Here is a 24,445-nt window from a genome sequence, read left to right on the forward strand (position 1 = left end):
AATACTGCATCGACTGGCTGCGGCGTGGCAAGCGCAACACCAGGCGTGGCAAGCCTGGCCGTCGTATCAGGCGCTGCGCTGCCTGCGCCGATACAGATCGAGCCCTCGACGCGCCTGCGTCCTGATCGCCCGTTGGACCAACGGCGACCAGCCGAGCAGCGTGCCTCTGACGCCCATCGCCTGGCGCATCCACGACCACAGATCGAACGTGTCGCGATGCTCGACGATGCGTCCGTCGTGAAACACGAAACGCGCGTCGATCCGGTTGACCACCGGGCGGCCCGTCTGACTGAATACATAACTGGCTGTCCAATGGGCACGACCGTTCGTGTCATCGGCGTCGACGCCCTCGAAGGTCAGCGAGAAATCCTGTGCGCGCGCAACCAGCAGACGCCACATGTCGCGCACTTCCTCGCCGCGCAACTCGCCGAATGCGGGGTCGCTGAAAACAGCGTCGTCGGCATAGCAGGCGACCATGGTTTCGGCGTCGCGCCGCTGGAAGGCGGTGTAGAAACGCTCGATCAATTCGGTGTTGGGGTGACTCATTTTTGTGTCGAAGAGCATGGTTGCGGGGATCGTATGAACGCATTGTAAGCGCAGGCATTCAACCTGACGCCATGCGTTCAATGCCCCGGCTTGAACCGCCGCGGCAAGCCCGGCGATATCGGAAGCAAACGGCCGAGCACGCCTTTGCGGCGCTCGGCGGCGGCCGGCCACAGCATGTCGGCAAGCAGCCCGATGCCGCGCGCCAGCGCGCTGTCTTTCGCCGACGTCACGAGCGGCACGCCGCGGTTGAGCGCCTCGTTGGCCTGCCGGTCGTCACGCGGAAGCTGATGCGCGACCTTCGCGCCGAGCGTGTGTTCGAGTGTCGGCAGGTTGATCGGCGCGTTCTTGTCGTATTGATTCACCACCACCCGCACCTTGCTGGCCGGATAACCCAGTTCCTTGAAGATGTCGAGCATGCGTCGGCCGCCGTGCAGGTAGAGCAGATTCTGCCGCACCACCATGCAGATCGCATCGCTCGCGTCGAGTGCGCGGATCGTCAGCGGATTGAGGCTTTGCCCGACGTCGATCAGCACCGCGTCGTAACGTTCGCGCACCAGCGCGAGGATGCGCTCCAGTTGCGCGGGCAGCAACTCCGCGGCCTTGAGCGGATCGCCCGCGCCCGCGAGCACGTCGAGGTTCGCGTGCACATGCATCACGCATGATTCGAACAAGGCGGCGTCAAGGAACTCGATCCGCGAGCACAAATCGGCGAGCGTGATGGGCGGCGGTTTGTCGGCCACGAGCAGGCTCGCATCGGCGAACTGCTGGCTCAGGTCGATCAGCAGCACGCGCCGGTTGCCGGGCGCGGCGAGCGAGTAAGCGAGATTCACGGCGATCAGCGTCGTGCCGCTGCCGCCCTTGCTCGATGCAAGCGAGACGACGCGTCCGGCGCGGCGCATATCCATGTTCTTGTTCGCGGCGATCCTGGTGAGCGCGGCGGCGATCTGATGGGCGTCGAGCGGCCACGGCAGCACATGCCGCACGCCGATGCGCGCCGCCACGGCAAGCAAGGCGGCCGGAGGCGCCGGCGTCACCAGCATGCAATGCAAGGTCGGGGTGCAGGCCAGCGCTTCCTCGACGCCGTCCAGTTCGCGCGCGCCCAGATGCACGTCGTCGACGATCAGCAGATCGGCGCTTCTGATCGCGCGGGCGTGCACGCGCAGTTGCCGCGCCGTGCCGTGCGCCGCGCGCAGCCGGTACGGCACGCCGCTTTCGTCGAGGCGCGCGATGATGTGCGGCGCGCGTTCCGTGCTGGACGAAAGCAGAAAGACGTCGATCATGCGGGGTCTCCTCCGGTCTAACGCCGTTCGGTTGACGATGCCACGCCGATCACGATCGACGCGTAAGCACTTCAGTCTTCGAAATCGGATGGCTGAATGCCCGCCTCGCGATCGCGCGTCCATTCGGGCGACGCCGGCATCTCGAACATCGCGTCGCGCAGCGCCTCGCGCTGAATCTCCGCCTGAGCCTTGCGCTTGAGCGCGTCGGCGATCACGAGCGTCTGCAGATCGATCGAAGGCGTGGCGAACAGCGCGCGTGGCGGCGCCACATGCCGTTGATAGCGGACATCAGCGGTACGCACCGTGGCTTGACGGTCCAACGACGATGCGATGGTCGGCTTGCTGGTCAGTCTGTTCATGACAACCCCCAATGTGTTGCCCCCTTCCCGGGGCCGTTTGCGGGTGGACCGTGCTCGCGCAAATGCGCGGCACGGCGCCCGGTTCAGCTCGTAACACGCGCCTCTCTATGAAGGCTCCTGGCCCGTTCTCCCCGCTTCCTCGCGCCGGCTGGTCCTGGCCGAGCGCTGCCCCTTCCCTGTTCCATGCATCGATCGCGAACCGCATGAGCGCGATGCCTGTCGTTATTGTTTCAACTGCGGCTTCAACTACGGCTTCAACGTCGGCTGCAACTTCGGTTCCATCCAGTCGGACGAAAAAAGTGGCGGGGCCGCGTTCACGTTGTCCGTTCGCGAACGACCGATATCTGTATATCGGCAGTTCGCCCCGCTTTATTGACATCCGTTTTTCAATGGCCCCGCCGCACCCTCGCAAAACGCACTGGCTTCCCCGGCCGCGCTTGCGAAGTCTTTATTTGCCGCCGGTCTGCTCCAACCGCTGCTTCCCCGTGCGTCACATCGGGCGGCAATGCTTTCGCTGTGAATCGCTTAGTGCAACGCCCATGCCATGCGGGTCGAAAGCCTTGTCGCACGGCGATCCGCACCGCGGCGCAGACGGCCGGGCCGCCCCTTCCGGCCGCCGTTGATTCGTATTCGACACACGATTGAGTCCTCCGTCGAAGCGTTGCGCATGAACCTGGCACGCCAGGGTCTCCGGCGGCGGCGCGCCAGCCCGCTTGCAGCAGACCTGGACCGCAAGCGTCGGTCATTCGTGCCGATGCGGGTGGGCATTCAACGCTAGCGGAGCAGGCGGCCCGATATGTCGCACGCTTGAGACACGGCGCATGGCTGGACGCCAGGTCGGTTTCGCCATGCCGCAAGGCGACCTGCCGCGATGTGTGCGATAGCGCTCATAACGAATTTGGCCGGCTATCGTCGAGCGGCGCCACAGACAACATCGGCGCGAAAAATCCTTTCTGAATCCCTATTTGTTTGTATGGCATTCGAATGATCTTTCGCTTATGGTTAAGTCACGCGCCGCCTAGAGCGCCTGTATCAGATCAACGAGGTTAACGAGGTCAAGAATCGGTTGTAGTGATTCGGGGATGAAAACGCCGGGCAGGAGCCAGCACGACCGCTGTTCCGCTGTCCGCCCGACGCGTAGCACCTCGCGGCTCATGCCGCACGCATCACGCCCCCGCCATTGCCGCTACCGTGAATCCGTCACCGCCGGGCTGCCCGCAACCGGGCTCGATCGCCGTGACGAAAATCCATGCCCGGGTCCGTTCACGCGGAAGCGGGCTAGCTTGGTTGGCCGAGGATCGGCGCGCTTGCCGGCCTGGCGAGTAGGCCGAACTGCAGTGCTGAGAGCAGCATCGAACCGGGGGTAACATGAACACGACTGGCACACCTGTCGACACCGAACGCACCGTTCTCTATGTGTCGAGCTTGCCCGATCAAAAACTCGCGGACTTCCTCGCCGCGTCCGGCTGGCATGCCGTGCACGCCAAGACCGCGGCCGCCGCCGAGCGCATGATCGAACGCGGCAACATCAAGGTCGGCCTCGTCGAATTACCCGGCAACTGCACATCCCAGCATCTGTCCGCGCTCGCGTCATGCATGCGCCGCGTCGAAACCAACTGGGTCGCCCAGATCGCGCCGGGGCAGGCCGACAATGAACTGGTCGGCCGCTTCATCCTCGACTATTGCTTCGATTTCGTCACGCGGCCCTGGCTGAACGAGCGGCTCGTGTTCGCGCTCGGCCACGCGCATGGGCTGTCGAACTTGCGGCATGTGGAGGTCGCGCCGGAGCCGTCGCTCGGCCGGCACGGCATGGTCGGACAATGCGAGGCAATGCAGCAGTTGTACCGCCGCATCGACAAGTGCGCGGTGACCGAGGCGCCGGTGTTCGTCGCCGGCGAGTCCGGCACCGGCAAGGAACTGACCGCGCGGGCCATTCACGACCGCTCGCCGCGCGCGGGCCGCCCGTTCGTCGCGATCAATTGCGCGGCGATTCCGCCTAGCCTGCTGCAAGCGGAACTGTTCGGCCACGAACGCGGCGCCTTCACCGGCGCGCTTCAGCGCAAGATCGGCCGGATCGAGAGCGCGCACGAAGGCACGCTCTTTCTCGATGAAATCGGCGACATGCCGCACGAGTGCCAGGCGGTGCTGCTGCGCTTCCTGCAGGAAGGCACCATCGAGAGGCTGGGCGGCAACGCCGTGATCAACGTCGATGCTCGGGTCATTTCGGCGACCCACGTCGACCTGGACAAAGCGGTCGAGGACGGCCGGTTCCGCTCCGACCTGTATCACCGCCTGTGCGTGCTGCGCCTCGTGGAGCCGCCGTTGCGCGAGCGTGGCGGCGACATCAAGCTGCTCGCCAACTATGCGCTCAGCATGTACAAGCAGGACGGCGCGCGCAAACTGCGCGGGCTGTCGAGCGACGCGATCGTCGCGATGTCGAACTATCCGTGGCCGGGCAACGTGCGCGAGCTGATCAATTGCGTGCGCCGCGCCGTCGTGATGAGCGAGGGGCGCTTCATTACCGCGGGCGACCTCGGCTTGCCCGAGGCCGACAACGCGCCCGCCGTGACGCTGGCCGAAATCCGCAGCAAAGCCGAAAAAGATGCGATCGAGCATGCCTTGCAGCGGCACGGCTACAAGTTGTCCGAGGCCGCCGCCGAACTGGGCATTTCACGGGCAACGCTGTATCGGCTGATGCATGCGAACCGGCTGCATCAGGAACCGGCGGCCTCGCGCGCGTTGAACGGCAGCGGCGGCACAGGCGCCGACGACGAGGCCGAGCGGCGGGCGCATTCGCTCGCTTGAACTCGGAGCGCCGCGCGCCTGAACTGGTTTTGTGGGGGATGTGGGACCCGTCACGGCGTGAGCTGGCTTGCCGGGGTTGCGGTTGCGGTTGCGAGTTGCGAGTTGCGAGTTGCGAGTTGCGAGCTGCGAGTTGCGAGCTGCGAGTTGCGGTTGCCGGTTGCCGGTTGCCGGTTGCCGGTTGCCGGTTGCCGGTTGCCGGTTGCCGGTTGCCGGTTGCCGGTTGCCGGTTGCCGGTTGCCGTTGCCGGTTGCCGTTGCCGGTTGCCGGTTGCCGTTGCCGTTGCCGATTGCGGCTTCCCGTTGCGGTTGCCGGTTGCCGGGTTGCCCGGCCTTTCCCGACCACGCAGGCCTCGCGCGCCTATCGGATCCCTCCTGGCGTTGCTATGCTGAAAGCCGTTCATCCAGACGGGAGCGGACTTGGCCGATCAGCACATCGCGGCGCGCGCGCACCGCCACTCCTCCGCCCATCCCGCTCAGGCCAGTCCGTGCGATGCCCTCGTGATCCGCGCGCAGCCCGCGGGCTCCGGCCGCCCAAGCCGGCGCAAGAAGCTCGCGCTGGCCGCGACCATCCTCGGCTCCAGCATGGCGTTCATCGACGGCTCGGTGGTCAACGTCGCATTACCTTCGATTCAGACCGAACTGCACGCCAGCGTCGCGGCGATCCAGTGGGTCGTCAACGCGTATCTCCTGTTTCTCGGCGCGCTGGTGCTGGTGGGCGGCTCGCTCGGCGACAAGCTCGGCCGGCGCACCGTGTTCGTCGCCGGGATCAGCCTCTTCACGCTGGCGTCGATCGGCTGCGGACTCGCGCCGGGCGCCGGCTCGCTGATCGCGGCGCGCGCGGTGCAAGGCATCGGCGCGGCGCTGCTGGTGCCGAGCAGCCTCGCCATCATCGGCGCGGTGTTCGACGACGCGGAGCGCGGCCGGGCGATCGGCACATGGGCGGGCGTCGGCTCGATCACGTCGGCGCTCGGGCCGGTGGCGGGCGGCTGGCTCGTCGACGCGTTCTCGTGGCGCGCCATCTTCTTTCTGAATGTGCCGATCGCCTGCGCGACCGTCGCACTGGCGCTTGTCGCCGTGCCCGACAGCCGCCAGGAGGACGACGGCCAAACCCGCGCGCACGGGCGACGTATCGGCGAAACGCCGCCGCGGCTCGACTGGCCGGGCGCGGTCACGGCAACCGCGGGGCTCGCCGGGCTGACCTACGGACTCACCCTCGCGTCGACGCGCGGCTTCGGCGACGGCTGGGTGCTGGCGTCGATCCTTGGCGGCGTGCTGGTGCTGGCCGGCTTCGTCGCGCTCGAAGCCAACAGCCGCAATCCGATGGTGCCGCTCGACGTGTTCCGTTCACGCGATTTCGTCGGCGCGAATCTCGTCACGCTGCTGCTCTATTTCGGCCTGAGCGGCGCGCTGTTCTTCCTGCCGTTCACGCTGATCCGCGCCGAAGGCTACAGCGCGACCCAGGCGGGCGCGGCATTGCTGCCGGTGCCGGTGACGATCGGCCTGCTGTCGCGCTTCACGGGCGGTCTGACGGGTCGCTACGGGGCGCGCGTCCTGCTGAGCGTCGGCCCGATGATCGCCGCACTCGGTTTCGCGATGTTCGCGCTGCCCTGGATGCGCGACGGATACTGGCGCGGCCTGTTTCCGGCGCTCGCCGTACTGGGGCTCGGCATGACGATCACCGTCGCGCCGTTGACGACCACGGTGATGACGTCGGTGTCCGCCGCGCGTACCGGCGTCGCGTCGGGCATCAATAACGCGGTAGCGCGGGTGGCGAGCCTGCTGGCGATCGCAGTGCTGGGCATCGTGTTCGTGTGGTCGCACGATGCCGCGCTCGGGACGCGGCTCGATGAATTGCATGCGCCGCGAGACGTCCGCGAGGCGGCACGGCTCACGCAGATCGGCATGGCCGCGCCGCCGACGGCCCGCGCAACGGCTGCGCCGAACGCCGCCATGCGGGCCGAGGTGACGCGCGCTCAAGCCGATGCGCTCGCGGCGGCGTTGCAGGCGGTTGCGCTGGTATCGGCGGTGTGCGCGTTGGCCGGCGCGGCGCTGGCGGTGTGGACGATCCGCAAGACGAGCGGCAAAGCGGCCGCGCCGCATGCGCGCTGAAGCGCGAGCATCGAGACGCGGCGCTGTTTGTGTTGCGTGGTGCGTGGTGCGGGCAGCGAGCAACGATCAACGCACCACGCCAGCCCACACTTCAGAAAGCAGTGAAACGTCACGCTCGATGAGTCGCCATACTGGCGTACCGGTGCCCGTTCAGGCCACTTCCACCCACCCTCACTCGACCAGGGTTTTCACATGACGCTGACCTGTTTCGTCCGCTATCAGATCGATCCATTCCAGCGCGATGCCTTCGACGAATACGCGCGCAACTGGGGGCGCATTATTCCGCGCTGCGGCGGTCATCTGATCGGCTATTTCCTGCCGCACGAAGGCACCAACGACATCGCCTGGGGCCTGGTCGCATTCGACAGCCTCGCGGCCTACGAGACCTATCGCGCAAGGCTGCGAACCGACGACGAAGCACGCGAGAATTTCAGGTTCGCACAGACCAGGCGTTTCATCTTGCGCGAGGAGCGGACTTTCACCGAGGTGGTGGAGGGCACGCTCGGCGTGGCGCCGGTTCGCGAGGCCGGGGCGGCCTAAGCACGCGCGGCGGGGACGCGCGTGCGCCGCGCATCCCAGGCGCATTCGCGCCAGTGCGGTTTGACAGGCAAGCTTTCTGCTACCGGTGCTTGCGCTCGACAGGCCGGCAGAACGGCGGGACCCAGGACGTCCCATCGAGGAACTTGTACGACCAAAAAGGTGTCGGTTCATCATCACCCCGCCGAACCGGTCCTCGTGTCGCGGCACCGCCGCCCGCACCTTGCCTCCCGCCTTGCACCCTATGCGCAAACTACTTCACGTCTGGTTTTTCATTGTTCTGGTCGTCGGCGCTTCGCCGGCCGTCGCCGCGCTGGTGCAAGCCGCGCCCGCCTCCGAGGCCTCCGGCGCGGCGGTCACGCTGACGCCCGAGCAGGCCCGCCAGGCCCTCGCCGTCCTCAACGATCCCAAACGCCGCGCGCAGGTCGCCGATACGCTGCAAGCCATCGCCGCAGCCGGCGCCCTGAGCGCACCGCCCGCCGCCGCGGCGGGGGCATCGGGCGCCTCCGCGCCGGCTGCGGCAAGCGGTGCCGCCGCCCTTGTTCCAGCCGCCTTCAAGTCCAATGGACTGGCCTCGCAACTGGCCCGTCAAGGCGCGCATTGGGCGGTCCACCTTGGCGCCTCGCTGCGCAGTTCGGTCGCGGCGCTGCTCGACGTCGCCTCGGTGCGCGCCTGGTGGAACTGGCAATCGACCAGCTCGCAGGCGCGCAGCACGCTGGTTCACGTCGCGTGGTCGCTGCTTGCCGCGCTGGTGCCCGCGCTCGTGCTGGAATGGCTCGCGCGGCGGCTGTTGCGGCGCACCTATCGGGCGATCGCCGCGCGCCGCGAACAGAGCGATCAGGACGACGCGCCGCAAGCCGACCTGCCCGTCGATGTCAGGCCGCAGCCCGCCGATGCGCCGAACGCCGCGCCGCCGCTGCCCGCTTCGTCCGCGTCGGAAGCTGAGACCGAGGCCCGGATAAAAGCAGAAGCGATGAAGGCCGGCGCATCCCCCGCCGCTTCGCCCAGGGACGATGCCATCCAGGCCAAAGGCAAACAGAAGGCGGTGCATCACTGGACGCTCCTGCAGCGCCTGCCGCGCGCGCTGTTGAGCATGGCGCTGCGGCTGGTGCCGCTCGCGGTGTTCGTCGGCGCGGCGAGCGCGCTGATGTCGATCCTGATCGACGACGGCTCGCCGCAAGACCGCGCACTCGAGCCGCTGATCGACATCTACGTGCTGTGCCGCGTGGTCGTGATCGTCAGCGGCTCCTTTCTGCAACCGGCCGCGCCGCGCTTGCGCCTGTTGCGCATGAGCGACGCGTGGGCCGCCTTCATGCACCGCTGGATCGTGCGGATCGTCAGCGTGATCGGCGCGGGTTCGGCGCTCGCGGAGATCGCCCGGTCGCTCGGGTTGAACGATGCGGCGCATCTCGCGCTGATGAAAGTGGTCGCGCTCGCCGGCCACATCCTGATCTCGATCCTGATCCTGCAATGCGCGAAGCCGGTCGGCGAACTGATCCGCCAGCGCTTCGCCGCGCGCGAATCGCTGCGGATGTTCGGCAATGCCCTCGCGGATGCGTGGGCGTGGCTCGCGGTATTCGTCGTGATGGCGCTGTGGTTCATCTGGGCGCTCGACGTGCGGAACGGCTATCAAACGCTGCTGCATCTGGGCGGCCTGTCGCTGGCCGTGCTGGTGGGTGCGCGGGTCGTGTCGATCGTGATCTTCGGCGGGCTGGCCCGCTTCTTCGATGCGCAGGACGACGCGGAGAAGTCGCTCGTGCATCGGCACGCGTATCGCTACTACCCGCTGATGCGGCGCATCGTCTCGTGGATCGTCGGCGTGGCCACCGTGCTGGCGCTGTTGCAGGTGTGGGGCGTGGACGTCGGCGATCTGTTCCGCAACGGCACCGTGGGGCATCGGCTCGCCTCGGCGCTCGCCACGATCGGCGTGGCCGCCGTGATCGCGCTGCTGGTGTGGGAAAGCGTCAACGTATCGGTGGAACGGCGGCTGGACCGCTGGACCACCAGCGGCGACCTGGTGCGCGCCGCGCGCCTGCGCACCTTGCTGCCGATGCTGCGCAGCGCGCTGTTCTGCGCGATCGCGCTGGTGGTCGCGCTCACCGGCCTGAGCCAACTCGGCGTGAACATCGGGCCGCTGCTGGCGGGCGCGAGCATCTTCGGCGTGGCGCTCGGTTTCGGCTCGCAAAAACTCGTGCAGGATTTCATCACCGGCATTTTCCTGTTGATGGAAAACGCGATGCAGGTCGGCGACTGGGTCACGCTCGCGGGCGTGTCGGGCACCGTCGAATATCTGTCGATCCGCACGGTGCGGCTACGCGGCGGCGACGGTTCGCTGTACACGGTGCCGTTCAGCTCGGTATCGACGGTCAACAACACCAACCGCGGGCTCGGCAATGCCGCGGTGAAGGTGAACATCGTGTTCGGCCAGGACGTCGATCTGGCGATCGACACGCTCAAGGAAATCGGCGCCGCGTTACGCGAGGACGAAAAATTCAAGGACGGCATTCTGTCGGACTTCAGCTTCTGGGGCGTGGATGCCGTGGACGGCTCGGCGGTGACGCTGGCGGGCCAGATGCAATGCCGCGACAGTGCGCGCTGGGGCGTGCAGCGCGAGTTCAACCGGCGCATCGTCGACCAGTTCAGCGCGCGCGGCATCGTGATCGCGAATCCGCAACGCAATTTGCTGACGTGGGACGCGCGGAGCGCGCCGGCGAGAATCGAGCCGAAGGATGCGCCGGACGACAAGCCATCGAGCAACACACCGAACAAAACGCCGGCTGCCGGCGCTTCGGTGAAAGCGGCCGCCGGGAAGGCCGACGCGCCGGTGGAGGACCAATTGCCGGTGGACCCCAAGCCGGCCGGCGGGCCGGGAACGCCGGGCAATCCGGGGCCGACGTCGCCGCATGAATGACCCGAAGAAGCGCACGAATCGAAACCCGAGGGGTTCGCAGCGCAAGGTTTCGCGTGCGCTGCGACGGCCAAAAACGCTATCCCATCCCCCACCACCGCGGCAACAACCTGCGCACCTCGGCCCGCCGATACCGGTCATCGATCAGATGCACGACGCCGCGATCCTGCTCCGTGCGAATCACCCGCCCTGCCGCCTGCACGACCTTCTGCAAGCCCGGATACAGATACATGTAGTCGTAACCGTTGCCGAACTTCGCTTCCATCGTGCGCCGCATCTGCTCGTTGACCTCGTTGATCTGCGGCAAGCCGAGCGTCGCGATAAACGCGCCGATCAACTGCTGGCCGACCAGATCGACGCCTTCTGAAAACGCGCCGCCGAGTACCGCAAAGCCGACGCCCTGTTGCATCGTGCGAAAACGTGCGAGAAACGCGTCGCGCGCCGCTTCGTCCATGCCCGGTTCCTGCGCCCACACCGGCAACTGCGGATGCCGCTCGCGCATCATCGCGACCACCTGTTGCAGATACTCGAAGCTGCTGAGAAAGCCGAGGTAATTGCCCGGCTGCGCCGCGTACTGCCGTGCGATCAACTCGACGATCGGCACGAGCGAACGCTCGCGGTCGCGCCAGCGCGTCGACACGTTGGCGGCCACGCGCACCTGCAACTGCTCGGCGCGAAACGGCCCGTCCACTTCGAGCCATTGCGTCTGCTCCGGCAGCCCCAGCGTGTCGCGATAGAAATGATGCGGACTGAACGTGCCGGAAAACATCACCGTGGTACGGGCGGCGGCATAACGCGGCGCGAGAAACGGCGCGGGGATCACGTTGCGCACGCATAGCGTGGCGCTGGTCTTGTCGCGTGGAGCGTGGCGATCCGTGGCGAGCGTGATGTCGAAAATCGAATGCGCGCCGAATTGCTCGGCCAGCGCGACGAAATGCATCGCGTCGAAGAAAAAACGCAGCGACGCGTCGTCGATGGAAAGCGGCGCTTCGGCGAGTTGATCGGCGACCGCGCCGATCAGATTCTGCGCGGCCGACAGCAGTTTGCCGGGCACCTCGGCATAGACCTGGTACGTGTCGGTCTGCGCGCGCCTGAGCGCGTTCCACTCGCGTTGCAATCGTTCGAGCGGCTTGCGCAACACGGCCGGCGCGGTCTTGCGCGCGAGCCGGAACGCCGCCTGATCGAGCGACGCGCTATACATTCGCCGGGCGCGCTCGAGCAGATTGTGCGCCTCGTCGACGAGCACGCCGACGCGCCACTGGTTGATCTGCGTGAGCGCGTACAGCATTGCGCTGCCGTCGTAGTAGTAGTTGTAATCGCCGACCACCACGTCGGCCCAGCGCGCCAGTTCCTGCGCCAGATAGTACGGGCAGACGTCGTGAGCGAGCGCCGCTTCGCGCACCGCCGCGCGGTCGAGCCGCGGCCCTGCCAGCGCCGTGCCGCGCGCCGCATCGAGCCGGTCGTAGAAGCCGCGCGCAAGCGGACACGAATCGCCGTTGCAAGCCTTGTCGGGATGCTCGCAGGCTTTGTCCCGCGCGACGAGTTCGAGCGTTCGCAGCGGCAAGCGCTCGGCGCCTCGATGCAAGGTCTCGATTGCATCCAGCGCCAGCGCGCGGCCCGGCGTCTTCGCGGTCAGGAAAAAGACGCGGTCGATCTGCTCCGACGCACACGCCTTGAGCAACGGAAAAATCGTCGCGAGCGTCTTGCCGATGCCGGTGGGCGCCTGCGCCATCAGCGGCTTGCCGTCGCGCGCGCAGCGATACACCGACACCGCCAGTTCACGCTGCCCGCTGCGAAACCGCGCATGCGGAAATTGCAATGCGCCGAGCGCGGCGTTGCGCGCCGCGCGATGCGCCTCTTCCTGCACGGCCCAATCGAGAAACCGCTCGCACTGTTCGACGAAGAAAACCTCCAGTTCACGCGCGGTATGCGTTTGCGTCAGCAGCGTTTCCTTCTGAGTGCCTATGTCGAAGTACACCAACGCCACCGTCAATTCGCCGAGCCCGCGCGTGCGGCACAGCAAATGACCATAGACGAGCGCTTGCGCCCAATGCAGCGTGCGGTGGTTGGCGGGCATCCGTTCGAGCGCGCCGCGATGGGTCTTGACCTCTTCCAGGCGGTTCGCCGCCGGGTCGTAGCCGTCGGCGCGGCCGCGCACGGTCAGGCCGCGATGCGTGCCCGTCAGCGTGATCTCGCTTTCATAGCCGCTCGCGCGCCGCCCGGCGACCGTCACGTGGCCCGCCATGCCTTCGAGAGACGTGGGCGCGGGCGTAAAGCGCAGATCGAGATCGCCGCGCCTCGCGGTGAATTCGCACATCGCCCGCACGGCGACCACGTAAGTCATGCGGCAGCCTCCGTGCCGGGCGTTGCTTCGGTTGCATTCTGCGCGACGGCTTCATCGGCCCAACGCACGTCGAGCACGCGCACCGGCATGCCGTGCTGCGCGCAGTAGGCGAGCCAGCGAATCTGGTTGTCCTGCAAGCGGTCGCCGGGTCCCTTCACCTCGATCAGTTCATAGCGGCGCTCGGCGGGCCAGAAACGGATCAGATCCGGCAAACCGGAACGATTACCGCGGATATCGCGCAACAGCCGCTCGAACCATAGCTTCAGATGCGCGGCCGGCAGACAGTCGAGCGCCAACGCGACGAGCTCCGGCGTGAGCAGCCCCCAGAACACGAACGGTGACTGCACGCCCGCCTTGCCATGCAGATGCCGCAGAATCGTTTCGCGATACGCACCGCTCTCCAGTTGCGCGAGACACGCCGCGAACCGGTCCGCGCGACGCGCATGAAAATCCGGCGCATGCAGGTCGGCCGGACCGCGCTGGAACGGATGAAAAAACGCGCCGGGCAACGCTGCGAACACCGGCTCCCAGCACAACAGGCCGAACAGCGAGTTGATCAGCGCGTTCTCGACGTAATGCACCGGCGCGGCGTCGGAAGTCAGATGATCGCGTGCGACGTATTCGACCGCTTGCGCGGCCGCGGGCCTCGGTAGTACGAGCGTGCTGCGCTCGACCGGCCGCGCGGCCGGCACGCGGTCGACCCGCTCGCCGCGCTTGCGTTGCAAACGCGGCAGCATGCGCGCGACGCGCTGCGCTTCTTCGTCGCTTTCGGGCGCGGCGGCGGCATGCACGGCCAGCGCGAAGGCTTCGTCGAAGCGTTCGTTGCGCTCCAGCACGCGCATGCGCCGATGACGCGCACCAGGCCACGCGCAGACCTCATAAACGGCCAGCGCGGCGGGCCAGTTCTGCTCGCGCTCGCAATGCTGGCCGATGCGAAACAGCAGCTTCGCGCGACGCGTTTCCAGCCAGGGGTTCGAGGTTTCTACCGCGCTGACTGCGGCGACCAGTTCGTCGATCGCTTGCGGCGCCGTCTCGCCGATGAGCAGCCATTCGAGCGCTTCACGGCACGCATGCAGCGCCAGATAGGCGTCGACGTCCGCGCGTTGCTGGAAGGCTCGCGACGAAGGCGCGAACGCGACCTTCTCGTACTGGAACACGCCGAGATCGGCCAGCACGAACTCCGACCAGCTCTGTTGCAGATTGCCGAAAAACATCAGCCGCAGACGCTCGCAAAGCGGCGCAATGGCGACCTGCAGCACGCGGTCGGTCGTCTGGTCGTGCCACATCGACAGCGGTTGCGCCGTGCTCGCGTGTGCTTCGTCGTCTATGTTTTGGTGGAACGGTCGCAGCGCTTCCAGCAGATCCGCTTTGCGCAGGTTTTTCGCGCCGGGCACCCATGCGATGGCATCCGCGAAGATCAGCAGCAACTCGGGGCGCGTGGTGAGCGCAAACAGATCGTCGAGTGTGAGCGGCGGTTCGGTCTCGACCCAGCCGAGCGCCGCCAACGGCGCGGCCGCCTGCAACGGGCAGCCGATCTCTTCATAAGACAGCCGGCTCGCGCGGAAGAGCGTGCCCTTGCGCATCAGCATGCGCACCAGCAACGCGCGCGATGCTTGCGGCAAGGCGGCGAAAGCACGCAGGAATGCCTGCTCGTGCGCATCCAGCAGGTCGTCGTAGCGCTCTGCGAGCCACGCGAGCGCGCGCTCGAAGTTCAGCAGGTAGTAAGGGGGGTTTGAAGGGGCATCTGTTGCCACGGGCTTTCACGGAACCTGTATGTTTATACAGTGATCATAGCAAAGTCCGTGGCGGGGTCATGCGGTTCAATGCACGATGTGTGTTGTCAAAGCGCCGCCAGAAGCTTGGTCGAGGCCTGCTTGAATACCGCGAATGCCTCTTCGAAAGTAGGCCGGACCGTTCCATAGATTAGCGGCAGCAGCACATGCTGGTATTCGCGCTTCGTCTGCTCTTCTGTTTCCGCCGTGATCAGGCTCGCCGTCATGCATTGCTTCGGGTTCTCAACGAACGACGCGTGCCGGTGAAACTCCCCGCGGTCGTATTCGACACAGTCCTTGAAGTGGGCAGCCGCCCGATCGACCAATTCAGCATTCGAGCAGACGATGCAATGGACGTCGTAGATGTGGCGCACCAACGCCTGATCCCATTTCTCGCGTACGCCAGCGCGGTGTTCCGCGTGACGCCGCAAAAACGACAGGACTTTCTCCGCAAGCGTTTCTTCAACGGCGACACACGACATCTCGGTTGGCTCGCCCTCACGATTCGCCCAACGGTCTACCCGAGAGGTTTGCGCACGACGGCGAAGCTCGGCGTGCGCACTGTCAATTCAAAGACTCAAATGAGGCCGCAAGCTGGTGTGCGTGGCATAGCGTGACTTGTAGTGCCAGCCCGACGCGAAGTAACGGCTCCCGTTCAGTGCACGCTGTTCTTCTTTGATTGCGCCAAAGCCCATGGCCGTCATCGCCTTGATGACGGCGTCTTTCAGTTGGCTGAGATGGGTTCGCACACCACTTTGCGAAAGCCCGTGGTCGCCCCGGGGGATGACCTTCAAGTCGACGTCCTCGGACATTCGCTCGATCAGGCCGTGGGCTTTCGACAGACTCGTTCCGCCGCAAAACACAAACTGAATGTGCGGATGCCGCAGTCTCGCCAACGCGTGCAACGCGTCGGTGACATGGATGTCTTTCTCGAGAATAAACGCGGAGAGATTTCCGGCGAGTCCCTCCGCCGTAATGGAATCAATAAGCTCTTTCTGTTCTTCTGAGATTATTTTCATATTGAACAGTTTTCTTGCCGAAACCCAGTTTCCGCACGATGCGGCGATTGCCGGTATTGACCACGGTTGCCGCGGGCAGTTGGGTCGTTTTTCCCGCGTTGTACAACTCGACCTGCTTGCTCGGATAAACCTTTACGCCCAGCCTGCCGAGAGCCTCTTCAGCCAGAACTTCAACCGGCTGAACCGGAATCGGCTCGCCGGAGAGAACACTGCGCTTGGCTTTTGCATACACGCCGACGCCGAGCTTAACGATGACCCCGTTCTCGATCAGACTGCGCAGCGCCCGGCCGAGCTGCGCCTCGCTGCCGAGACGTGCGAAGTCGGTCCGCAGGAACACGTCGGACGCTCGCTTGGCAATCGCTATCTTCAGCCGGCCTTCGAGATACATGGCAAACTCCGCTCATCGTGTTCGGCTTAAAACACCCGCAACCGCTTGATTATAAACAAATAAAAAATCCAATACCGCTCACCTGGTAAGTGTAACACGTCGTCACGGAGAGACCGTATGGGCGTGGGAGCCGAGCCGTCCGCTAACCCTTTCGCGGCTCCGCCACCCACACCACCGTCAACGACCGCACACCCTGCGCGCCCCGAATCAGCACGCCCTCGATATCCGCCGTTGCCGAGGGACCAGTAACCAGCGCCGCATACCGCGCCTCGCGAAAGTCGTCGCGCCGATACACGTCCTGCAAACCGTCGAGCAATTGCGCCGGATCCAGCAGCACCACGAGATGCTGAACGATGTACCCCAGCGCGTTGACCACGTACTCACTTTCGCTCAACCACACCGATCCGGTCTCGGCGACGCCGAAGCGCGCCCGCACCACGCCGACGTCGATGTCTTGCAGCGAGGCCGGCTCCGTGTCGGCCGTCAGGTCACGCGTGCCGGGCACTTCCGGCGTCGCGGATGCCACGGACGTGGCATCGCCAAACCGCTCGCGGATCAACGCAAGCACGTCGCCGGCAGCGGCCGCCTCGACGCAGTGACCGCCCATCGCCTGCAACGCCGCGGCGAAACGCGCGCGCAAATCACCGCCTGCCGCGCTGAACAACGGCACCTCGGGCCGCGGCCGCGCGCTCGGCTGCGCCTGCCGCACCTTCGCCAGAAAAGCCTCACGCGTTGCCATCGCCGCCTCCACGATTTTTCTTGTACCAGGCGTGGAAGGTCAGCTTCGGCGCCTCGGGCAACTCGCGTTGCTTGCCCCAGATATTGAGCGGGTTATACAGCACGAAATTCGGCAGCCGCCGCAATGCGCTGCCCATCGACGACACCGTCGCGCGATACAAGGTCGGGCTCGCCAGCAGCCGCCCCGCCATCTTCAACACTTCCTGCTTCACGAACGGCACTTCGTGACGCTCGGCGATCACCGCCCGCCATTTGTAGATCTGCTCGTGAATATTGATTTTCACCGGACACACGTTCGTGCAGCTGCCATTGAGCGTCGATGCGAACGGCAACGCGCTATAGCGCTTCAGATCGAAGGTCGGATTGATGATCGCGCCGATTGGCCCGGAATACGTACCGCCATACGACAAGCCGCCGCTGCGCCGGTACACCGGGCATGTGTTCATGCACGCGCCGCAGCGAATGCACTTGAGCGAGTACCAGAAGTCTTCCATGGCGAGCCGCTCGGAGCGGCCGTGGTCGACCAGGATGAAATGCATTTCGGTGCCCGGACGCGGCGCACGAAAATGCGAGGTGTACTGCGTGATCGGCGAGCCGAGCGCGCTGCGCGAGAGCATGCGGACGAAGACGCCGAGATCCGACACCTTCGGAATCAGCTTCTCGATGCCGATCGACGCGATATGCAACGGCGGCACGTTCGCGGACAGATCCGCGTTGCCCTCGTTCGTGCACACGACGACCGTGCCCGTCTCCGCCACCGCGAAATTGCAGCCGGTCATGCCGGCCGTTTTCTCGCGCACGAAGTACGGCCGCGTATTCATGCGCTGGCTTTCCGCGAGATAGTGAATGTCGCTATTGCCCGGATCGGTGCCGATGGTGCGGCCGAACAGTTCGGCCACATCGGCGCGCAGTTTATGGACCGCCGGCACCACCATATGGCTCGGGTCCTGATGATCGAGCTGCTGGATGCGTTCGCCGAGATCGGTCTCCATCACCGTGATGCCGCGCGGTTCGAGATATTCGCGCATCTTGCATTCGTCGGTGAGCATCGACTTGCTTTTGACGAGCGTGGTCATGCCGCGCTCCGACATGATCTGGTGCACCAGCGCGTTGTGCTCTTCCGCTGTCGCGGCCCAATGCACTACCACGCCATTGGCCTCGGCTGCCGCGGCAAACTGTTCGAGGTAATCGGACAGATGCGAGAGCGTGTGTTCCTTGATGCCCGACGCGAGTTCGCGCAGCGTCTCCCATTCGGCGATACCGTGCGCCTGCGCATCGCGCTTCTCGCGCAAATCCCACAGACGCTTGTCGTGAAACGCGACGTGCTCCGTCTTCTTGATGAACGCGCCAGCGGCTTTCGCGTGATCGATCCGGCTCATGCGCGCGCTCCGTTGAGCACCTGCGCGATGTGGATGAAGCGCGCGTCGGCTTTCATGCGTTCCGCACAGCCTTGCTGATGCATCAGGCACGACATGTCGCCGGACACGATGTATTCGGCGCCCGCATTCAGATGATCGCGAACCTTGTCCTGCCCCATGCGCACCGATACCGGCTCCTCGGTCACCGAGAACGTGCCGCCGAAGCCGCAGCATTCGTCGGGCCGCGCGAGCTTGACGAATTCGATGCCCTTCACGCCTTCGAGCAAGGTGCGCGGCTTCGAGAACGGCGTGCACGCCACTTCCGAGACCGACGCTTCCTTCAGATGCCGCAACGCGCTGCAACTGTTGTGCAGACCCACGCGATGCGGAAACTCGGCCCACGGAAATTCGCGCGCGCCGACCACGTCGTGCAGAAACTCGACGAGTTCGTAGGCGCCGGCGCGGACCTTTTTGACTTCGTCGGTCTGTTCGAGCGCGGTGAGATGCTCGCGCACGTGATGGATGCAGCTTGCCGACGGCCCGACGATATAGTCGTAGCCGGCGAAGTTGCGCACGAACACCCGCTCGGCGCCGGCTGCCTCGGCGTGCGCGCCGCTGTTCGCCATCGGCTGGCCGCAGCAGGTTTGCTCCTGCGGATAATCGACCTCGATGCCGAAGCGTTCGAGCAATTCGAGCGTGGCGATCCCCACCTCGGGATAGAACGCGTCGATGAAACACGGGATAAACAGCGCGACTTTCATAAGTTCATTGGGGAGATAAACAGCCGCCCTGTCCGGTTCCGCATCGCCCGGCAGCAAGACTGGTAATGTTGGTCTGACCACGAACTATAGGGAAGTCCCCGCGAGGCGTCAATCTGAAATCGGGCTGGAGAAGATTGAAGGCGAAGCGCCGCAACCGCTCACCTGTCGATGAAGGCCGCCGGGGCGCGGCCAGGCACGGCGGGTCAGGAAACCACGCTCGACGAAGACTTCGCGGCGTCTTCCTTATACATCTCGCGCACATACGCCAGATGACGCTCGGTGGCCTTGCGCGCCTTTTGCGGGTCGCGGGCCATGACGGCGTCGTAGATGGCCTGGTGCTGGCTCATCAACTGTTTCTCCATCGCGTCGTCGTAATCGATCAGCCGATGGTATTGGCGCATGCCTTCGCGAATCAGCGTATGGATGCCGTGCATCACGTGCGCGAGCGCGATGTTATGGGTGGAGTCGGCGATCGCGAGATGGAACGCGGCGTCCAGTTCCGCCAGATTCACGCGGTCGCGCGACAGCGAGCCGGCCTTCAACGCCTCGAATGCACGGGTGATTTTTTTCAGGTCGGCGGCGCTGGCGCGCTCGGCGGCATACGCCGTCGAAATCGATTCGAGCCCCTGGCGCAACTCCAGAATATCGGCGCTGGTGCGCGGGTTTTGCAGCAACAGTTCGGCGAGCGGCTTGGAGATGATCGGCGCGGTGACGTCGACCACCGTGAAGCCGCCCCGCCCCGACGTTTCGATATAACCGTCCGCCTCCAGCCTGATCAGCGCCTCGCGCAACGAAGGCCGCGACACGCCGAGTTGCGTGGCCAGATCGCGTTCGGCCGGCAGGCGGTCGCCGGGCATCAGCGAGCCGTCCGAGATCAGTTGCTTGATCTGGTCGGACACGACGTCGGAGAGTCGTTTGCGCGTGAAGGACTGGATCGGGGCGAAGGGCATGGGCAGCGTTTGGCGAAGCCGGTTATCAAAGCACAACGAGGTGGAAAACAGCAGCCTGGGACGCGGCATGGATGAAGCGCGTGAACGTGCCGTCGAGAGTCGGTGCCGTCCAGGGACGCGTCAATTATAGCGGTCAACGGCCCGCGGCGAAGCTCGCCGATGAGCCCGGCAGCGCGGATAAAAACAGCCGCCGCCCGCTTCCATCCGCGGTCGAATGAAACGCTTACGCGCGATTCAACCCCACGACGAACGCCTCGATCCGCTCGCATGCGTCGATGAGCTGCGCCTCGTCGACCACGAAGCCCAAGCGCACGAAGCCATTCGCGGTCTCGCCGAAAGCGCTCGCGTCGAGCAGCGACACGCCTTGCGCGCGAAATAGCCGCCACGTGAAATCAACCGTATCGAGGCCGGTGCCGCTGACGTCGACCATCATAAACATGCCGGCTTCCGGCAGCAGGCAACGCAAGCCCGGCACGCGGCGCAGTCGCTCGAACACCACATCGCGCCTGCGCCGGTAAATGTCGCGCATCTCGGCGGCAATGTGCGCCTTGTTCCGCACGGCCGTCAGCGCGGCTTCCTGGATGAAGCCCGGCAAGCCATACAGCATCGCGAGCGCCAGCCGCCCCATGTGCTCGATCAGCACCGCCGGTCCGATTGCCCAGCCGACGCGCCAGCCCGCCATCGCATGCGATTTCGACAGACTGCCGAGCGTCACCGTGCGCTCCGCCATGCCGGGCAGCGCGGCGATGCTCACATGCTCGCGCTCGAACGTAAGATCGGCGTAGACCTCGTCCGACAGCACCCACAGATCATGCTCGCAGGCGAGCCGCGCGATGCGTTCGAGATCGGCGCGCTGCATCACCACGCCGGTGGGATTGCAGGGCGTCGCGAAGAAAATCGCCTTGGTGCGCGGCGTGACGGCTGCTTCGAGCGCGTCACAGTCGACATGAAACGCTCGCGCGGCATCGACCGGCACCGGCACCAGCGTCGCGCCCGCGACGCGCACGCAAGCCTCATAGGTGAGATACATCGGCTCGGGGACGATCACTTCATCGCCCGCTTCCAGCAGACACAGCGACGCGGCGAACACGCCGTTCTGCGCGCCCGCCGTGAGAATCACGTTGGCGGCGCTGACCTCGCAACCGGTCATGCGCGCGTGTTCCGCGGCAATCGCCGCGCGCACCGGCTCGCGGCCCGACACCGCGCTGTAATGCGTGTCGCCCTCGCGCAAGGCCTCGACCGCGCGCTCGACGATCGGCGCGGGCGTGGGGAAGTCGGGGTCGCCCACGCTCAGCACGATGACGTCCTCGCCCCGCGCGAGCGCTTCCCACGCGGCGCGATGGATTTCCCACGCGGACGTGCGCCTGCCTTGCAAACGCTCGACCAGATTCGAGTACTTCATGGCGCTCATCCCGTTCAACCGAAGCCGCCAATGTAATGGGGCGGGTGCCAAACGTCCAGCGACGATGGAGCAACCCCGCGCAAGGACGAAAAAAAGCCACGCGATCAATCAGCCTCGCGTGGCCCTTCAGCGCGGCCCCGTTTGCACGGGGCGAGGTGCGCCTAAATCTGGCGGCGTAGTTCCGCCGGCGGCACCTTCATCAGATGCCGGTATTTCGCTACCGTGCGGCGCGCCACCAGCACCCCCTGATCGGCGAGCATCCTGGCCAGCGTGACGTCCGAGAGCGGATCGCGCGTGTTTTCCGCGGCGATCATTTCCTTGAGCAGCGCGCGCACGGCCGCGGCCGAGCAGGTGCCGCCGCTTTCCGTGCCGAGTTCGCGCGGGAAGAAATGCTTGAATTCGAAAATGCCGCGCGGCGTGGCCATATATTTGTTGCCGGTGGCGCGCGAGATGGTGGATTCGTGCAGGCCGAGTTCATCGGCCACGTCGCGCAGCACCATCGGCTTGAGCGCGATTTCGCCGTACTGGAAGAAGGCCTTCTGATGCGCGACGATGCATTCGGCCACCCGCTGAATCGTATCGAAGCGCTGCTGCGCGTTGCGGATCAGCCAGCGCGCCTCCTGCAACTGCTGCGCGAGCGGCGAGCGGCTCGCGCCGGCCGACTGCGCGAACAGTTCCGCATACATGCGGTGGATACGCGCGCGCGGCTGCACCGCCGGGTTGATCGTCACCACCCACTTGTTGCGCACCTGGCGCACGATCACGTCCGGCACCACGTAGTTGTCTTCGGTACGGCCGTAGCAATTGCCCGGCTTCGGATCGAGCTTGCGCACCAGCGCGCAGGCCACTCGCAATTCATCGGCGCTGCAGCCGATCTGCTTTTGCAGTTCGGCCTGTTCGCGGCGCGCGAGCCGTTCCAGATGATGCTCGACGATTTGCCGCGCCACGTCGCGCCCCGGCGTGTCGGCGGGCAAGGCGTTCACCTGTAGCAACAGACACTCGGACAGCGAGCGCGCGCCGAGGCCCGGACGGTCGAGCGACTGCACGAGCCGCAGCGCGACGAGCAATTCTTCCTCGGTCAGTTCGGGTTCGAGATCGACGCTGTCGGCAAGGTCCGCGAGATCCTGGCGCAGATAGCCGTCGTCGTCGAGCGCCTCGATGACGAAGCGCGCCACCGCGCGGTCGCGATCGTCGAGCCGATAGAGGCGCAGCGCGTCGTGCAACTGCTCGCGCAAGGTCGGTTGCGAGCGCGCCCATTCGGCGGGATCGCTGCCGTCCGAATCGCCGTTCTGGCGCGTCGAACCGCGGGTGTTGTAATCGCCGGAAAAGTCGCCGGGCATCTCGTCCTGGCCCGCGCTTTCGAGCGTCTCGCTGACGGCGCTCTCAGCCGGCAACGGGTCCGGCTCGACGGCGGCGACCGTATCGGCCACCGGCAGCACGCCGGCGCCGTCCTCGTCGGGCGTGGCGCCGGCAAGCGCCACATCCTCGGTCTCCGACGAGTCGTATTCGAGGAACGGATTAGTGTCGAGCGCCGTGCGCAACTCCTGCTGGAACTCCAGAGACGACAACTGCAACAGACGCACGGATTGCTGCAGGCGCGGCGTGAGTGCGAGAGACTGCCTTGTGCGTAGTTCAATTGAAGGCATTGTAGTGAGGTCCCGTTAATGAGCTGATCGTGGTGAGTGACCTCTTCAGAGCAACTGTCATACCAACTCGCGCAACGCCCTGTTTTTCCTACGCTTTGCTTTTTTCGGGCGCGCGAATTGCGCAGGCCGCGAGCGCCATTTTTACAAGCACCCGGCAATTTCCGGTCCGCGTCCCGGCATCGCGCGCGAAGACGCGCCCGACAGGGCTGCCGCTCGCTTGTCCGTTCATCGACGAACCCCGGCATGCCTCCGCACGCGCGATGACGGCGCGCCCTCGCCTACGGGCATGAAGATTGCGGAAAGGCACGATGTGGACGGACATGGCTGCGCGCATGAAGCGCAGCGCGCTACCCAGGAGCGCGGCAATGTCCGGTGTCGATAACGGGGGCCCGGAAGGAACCGTAGCGGCAACGGCCCCACGCGACTCATCGGCGGTTTTTCGCCGCGATCGATCGCAGGTAACAAGACCGCAATTTTCATCAACACCAGAAGGAGAAAGAAACATGAAGACCATTCAAGTCCTGAAGACCGCTGGCAGCATCGCATGTGTCGCCTTCGCCTTGAACGTGAGCGCGCAAACGAACGACTCGATCCGGCCGGTAGCGTCCGAGACCATGGGCGAGCACATCAGCGACGGCACCATCACCACCAAGGCCAAGGCCGATCTGCTGGCGACGAAGAACCTCAAGTCGACCCATATCCACGTGAAGACCCGCAAGGGCGTCGTTTCGCTCACGGGGACGGTGCCGTCGGCCGAGGAGCGTTCCGCGGCCGAAGAGGTCGTGCAGAACGTGAAGGGCGTGACGAGCGTGAAGAACCATCTCAAGGTCGCCGCCGAATAAGATCGGGATCGACAACGAGCGCCGATATCGAAGACAAGGCGCCGGCTTCTGGCCGGCGCTTTTTTCGTTTGAACAAGGCGTTCCAGTAAAAAAGCCGTCACGCGGACGGCTTTCCGTTCATGCGGCCGGCGCCGGACAACGCGCCGGCCGCCCTGAACAGCGTCGATTACCGGTTAGCCGCCGCGTACTGATCGCGCAGCGCGCGCACGCGGTCGTGGTTTTGCAGCACGCCCTGATATTGCCGCTCGACTATCGCGCGGACGTCCAGCGGCAGCTCCTTTTCGAGCGCGTCGTGATAGCGCTTCTTCGCGACATCCTCGCCCCGCTCGCATTCCACCAGAATCGCGTGATCGCTGCGATCGGCCACGGCCGACTTCACGTCGACCCAGCCGCGATGCAAGGCGCCGCCCACGCTGCCGCCCGTCTCGGGCTTGCCGCCCAGACCCTGAACCGTGTCCTGCAGTTCGCGCGCGCCGAGCGCGCAGGCGTCGGCCGCCGACACGAAGACCGTCTTCAATTGCGGATCGTGCGCATCCTCGGCGGCCTTGCGGAAACCCTTCTCGCCGTCCTTCGACGTTTCGATCAGATCGTTCAGCACGGAAACAACGTTCGTAGCCATTCAATACCTCCTGGGTTTCGTTGATCGTCGAATCCGCAGCCAGGCACTTGCGTGCGGCAACGG

At 65.5% G+C, this 24,445-nt stretch carries 19 protein-coding genes and 1 pseudogene; 5 read left to right on the plus strand and 15 right to left on the minus strand.

Annotation, left to right across the window (positions count from 1 at the left end):
* Nucleotides 1–66 precede the first annotated feature (66 nt).
* The 3 genes from BUE39_RS17315 to BUE39_RS17325 all read right to left on the minus strand — a co-directional run bounded on the left by BUE39_RS17315 (nt 67) and on the right by BUE39_RS17325 (nt 2,185).
* On the minus strand, nt 67–546 hold the full coding sequence (locus tag BUE39_RS17315) for a nuclear transport factor 2 family protein (RefSeq protein WP_073430014.1): 480 nt from the start codon (nt 544–546) through the stop codon (nt 67–69).
* A gap of 77 nt (nt 547–623) precedes the next feature.
* Nucleotides 624–1,826 (minus strand): AAA family ATPase, encoded by a 1,203-nt coding sequence (locus BUE39_RS17320; protein WP_073429948.1) that lies wholly within the window; start codon nt 1,824–1,826, stop codon nt 624–626.
* Between the two features lie 71 nt (nt 1,827–1,897).
* Nucleotides 1,898–2,185 (minus strand): hypothetical protein, encoded by a 288-nt coding sequence (locus BUE39_RS17325; RefSeq protein ID WP_073429949.1) that lies wholly within the window; start codon nt 2,183–2,185, stop codon nt 1,898–1,900.
* 1,368 nt (nt 2,186–3,553) lie between these two features.
* Between BUE39_RS17325 and BUE39_RS17330 the strand changes: the two genes are divergently transcribed.
* From BUE39_RS17330 to BUE39_RS17350, 4 genes are all read left to right on the plus strand, one after another.
* Nucleotides 3,554–4,990 (plus strand): sigma-54 dependent transcriptional regulator, encoded by a 1,437-nt coding sequence (locus BUE39_RS17330; RefSeq protein WP_073429950.1) that lies wholly within the window; start codon nt 3,554–3,556, stop codon nt 4,988–4,990.
* Nucleotides 4,991–5,406: 416 nt separating this feature from the next.
* The gene (locus tag BUE39_RS17340) at nt 5,407–7,098 is read left to right on the plus strand and encodes an MFS transporter (RefSeq protein ID WP_073429951.1); all 1,692 of its coding nucleotides are present in this window, start codon (nt 5,407–5,409) and stop codon (nt 7,096–7,098) included.
* A gap of 192 nt (nt 7,099–7,290) precedes the next feature.
* The gene (locus BUE39_RS17345; protein ID WP_073429952.1) at nt 7,291–7,638 is read left to right on the plus strand and encodes an NIPSNAP family protein; all 348 of its coding nucleotides are present in this window, start codon (nt 7,291–7,293) and stop codon (nt 7,636–7,638) included.
* Between the two features lie 241 nt (nt 7,639–7,879).
* Complete coding sequence (locus tag BUE39_RS17350) at nt 7,880–10,546, plus strand: mechanosensitive ion channel family protein (protein WP_073429953.1); 2,667 nt, start codon at nt 7,880–7,882, stop codon at nt 10,544–10,546.
* Between the two features lie 76 nt (nt 10,547–10,622).
* On the opposite strand, the gene BUE39_RS17355 is transcribed toward BUE39_RS17350, so the two are convergent.
* From BUE39_RS17355 to BUE39_RS34880, 11 genes and pseudogenes are all read right to left on the minus strand, one after another.
* Complete coding sequence (locus BUE39_RS17355; RefSeq protein ID WP_073429954.1) at nt 10,623–12,887, minus strand: ATP-dependent DNA helicase; 2,265 nt, start codon at nt 12,885–12,887, stop codon at nt 10,623–10,625.
* Complete coding sequence (locus BUE39_RS17360) at nt 12,884–14,641, minus strand: VRR-NUC domain-containing protein (RefSeq protein ID WP_073429955.1); 1,758 nt, start codon at nt 14,639–14,641, stop codon at nt 12,884–12,886. The genes BUE39_RS17355 and BUE39_RS17360 overlap by 4 nt, the downstream gene beginning before the upstream one ends.
* Nucleotides 14,642–14,727: 86 nt before the next feature.
* Nucleotides 14,728–15,678: pseudogene (locus BUE39_RS17365) on the minus strand (nucleotidyl transferase AbiEii/AbiGii toxin family protein).
* Nucleotides 15,641–16,066 carry a DUF6088 family protein gene (locus BUE39_RS17370; protein ID WP_073429956.1) on the minus strand — a complete coding sequence of 142 codons (426 nt, stop codon included), beginning with the start codon at nt 16,064–16,066 and terminating at the stop codon, nt 15,641–15,643. Before BUE39_RS17370 ends, BUE39_RS17365 begins: the two are co-directional and overlap by 38 nt.
* A 142-nt stretch (nt 16,067–16,208) precedes the next feature.
* Nucleotides 16,209–16,805 carry a LutC/YkgG family protein gene (locus BUE39_RS17375; RefSeq protein ID WP_073429957.1) on the minus strand — a complete coding sequence of 199 codons (597 nt, stop codon included), beginning with the start codon at nt 16,803–16,805 and terminating at the stop codon, nt 16,209–16,211.
* Complete coding sequence (locus BUE39_RS17380) at nt 16,792–18,183, minus strand: lactate utilization protein B (protein WP_073429958.1); 1,392 nt, start codon at nt 18,181–18,183, stop codon at nt 16,792–16,794. Before BUE39_RS17380 ends, BUE39_RS17375 begins: the two co-directional genes overlap by 14 nt.
* Entirely contained in the window at nt 18,180–18,923 is a 744-nt protein-coding gene (locus tag BUE39_RS17385) for a (Fe-S)-binding protein (RefSeq protein ID WP_073429959.1), read from the minus strand. The genes BUE39_RS17380 and BUE39_RS17385 overlap by 4 nt, the downstream gene beginning before the upstream one ends.
* Nucleotides 18,924–19,126: 203 nt before the next feature.
* A complete protein-coding gene (locus BUE39_RS17390) occupies nt 19,127–19,873 on the minus strand; it encodes a FadR/GntR family transcriptional regulator (RefSeq protein ID WP_073430016.1) in 747 nt (248 codons plus the stop codon).
* A 223-nt stretch (nt 19,874–20,096) separates the two neighbouring features.
* A complete protein-coding gene (locus BUE39_RS17395) occupies nt 20,097–21,275 on the minus strand; it encodes a pyridoxal phosphate-dependent aminotransferase (protein ID WP_073430017.1) in 1,179 nt (392 codons plus the stop codon).
* A gap of 161 nt (nt 21,276–21,436) precedes the next feature.
* Entirely contained in the window at nt 21,437–22,921 is a 1,485-nt protein-coding gene (locus tag BUE39_RS17400) for an RNA polymerase factor sigma-54 (protein WP_073429960.1), read from the minus strand.
* 88 nt (nt 22,922–23,009) lie between these two features.
* A complete protein-coding gene (locus BUE39_RS34880) occupies nt 23,010–23,435 on the minus strand; it encodes a hypothetical protein (protein WP_143031985.1) in 426 nt (141 codons plus the stop codon).
* Between BUE39_RS34880 and BUE39_RS17405 the strand changes: the two genes are divergently transcribed.
* Nucleotides 23,425–23,763 (plus strand): BON domain-containing protein, encoded by a 339-nt coding sequence (locus BUE39_RS17405; protein ID WP_073429961.1) that lies wholly within the window; start codon nt 23,425–23,427, stop codon nt 23,761–23,763. The genes BUE39_RS34880 and BUE39_RS17405 overlap by 11 nt on opposite strands.
* Before the next feature lie 166 nt (nt 23,764–23,929).
* Here BUE39_RS17405 and BUE39_RS17410 read toward each other — a convergent pair whose 3' ends face one another.
* On the minus strand, nt 23,930–24,382 hold the full coding sequence (locus tag BUE39_RS17410; RefSeq protein WP_073429962.1) for a PA2169 family four-helix-bundle protein: 453 nt from the start codon (nt 24,380–24,382) through the stop codon (nt 23,930–23,932).
* Between the last annotated feature and the right edge of the window lie 63 nt (nt 24,383–24,445).

Source organism: Paraburkholderia terricola (assembly GCF_900142195.1).
Taxonomy (GTDB): Bacteria; Pseudomonadota; Gammaproteobacteria; order Burkholderiales; family Burkholderiaceae; genus Paraburkholderia; species Paraburkholderia terricola.

Bases quoted from the DNA above. Each gene is read 5' to 3' on its own strand.
- BUE39_RS17405 (WP_073429961.1), top strand. From the start codon at position 23,425: ATGAAGACCATTCAAGTCCTGAAGACCGCTGGCAGCATCGCATGTGTC.
- BUE39_RS17355 (WP_073429954.1), bottom strand. From the start codon at position 12,887: ATGACTTACGTGGTCGCCGTGCGGGCGATGTGCGAATTCACCGCGAGG.
- BUE39_RS17410 (WP_073429962.1), bottom strand. From the start codon at position 24,382: ATGGCTACGAACGTTGTTTCCGTGCTGAACGATCTGATCGAAACGTCG.
- BUE39_RS17400 (WP_073429960.1), bottom strand. From the start codon at position 22,921: ATGCCTTCAATTGAACTACGCACAAGGCAGTCTCTCGCACTCACGCCG.
- BUE39_RS17370 (WP_073429956.1), bottom strand. From the start codon at position 16,066: ATGTATCTCGAAGGCCGGCTGAAGATAGCGATTGCCAAGCGAGCGTCC.
- BUE39_RS17325 (WP_073429949.1), bottom strand. From the start codon at position 2,185: ATGAACAGACTGACCAGCAAGCCGACCATCGCATCGTCGTTGGACCGT.
- BUE39_RS34880 (WP_143031985.1), bottom strand. From the start codon at position 23,435: ATGGTCTTCATGTTTCTTTCTCCTTCTGGTGTTGATGAAAATTGCGGT.
- BUE39_RS17350 (WP_073429953.1), top strand. From the start codon at position 7,880: ATGCGCAAACTACTTCACGTCTGGTTTTTCATTGTTCTGGTCGTCGGC.
- BUE39_RS17395 (WP_073430017.1), bottom strand. From the start codon at position 21,275: ATGAAGTACTCGAATCTGGTCGAGCGTTTGCAAGGCAGGCGCACGTCC.
- BUE39_RS17380 (WP_073429958.1), bottom strand. From the start codon at position 18,183: ATGAGCCGGATCGATCACGCGAAAGCCGCTGGCGCGTTCATCAAGAAG.
- BUE39_RS17345 (WP_073429952.1), top strand. From the start codon at position 7,291: ATGACGCTGACCTGTTTCGTCCGCTATCAGATCGATCCATTCCAGCGC.
- BUE39_RS17320 (WP_073429948.1), bottom strand. From the start codon at position 1,826: ATGATCGACGTCTTTCTGCTTTCGTCCAGCACGGAACGCGCGCCGCAC.
- BUE39_RS17330 (WP_073429950.1), top strand. From the start codon at position 3,554: ATGAACACGACTGGCACACCTGTCGACACCGAACGCACCGTTCTCTAT.
- BUE39_RS17375 (WP_073429957.1), bottom strand. From the start codon at position 16,805: ATGGCAACGCGTGAGGCTTTTCTGGCGAAGGTGCGGCAGGCGCAGCCG.
- BUE39_RS17390 (WP_073430016.1), bottom strand. From the start codon at position 19,873: ATGCCCTTCGCCCCGATCCAGTCCTTCACGCGCAAACGACTCTCCGAC.
- BUE39_RS17385 (WP_073429959.1), bottom strand. From the start codon at position 18,923: ATGAAAGTCGCGCTGTTTATCCCGTGTTTCATCGACGCGTTCTATCCC.
- BUE39_RS17315 (WP_073430014.1), bottom strand. From the start codon at position 546: ATGAGTCACCCCAACACCGAATTGATCGAGCGTTTCTACACCGCCTTC.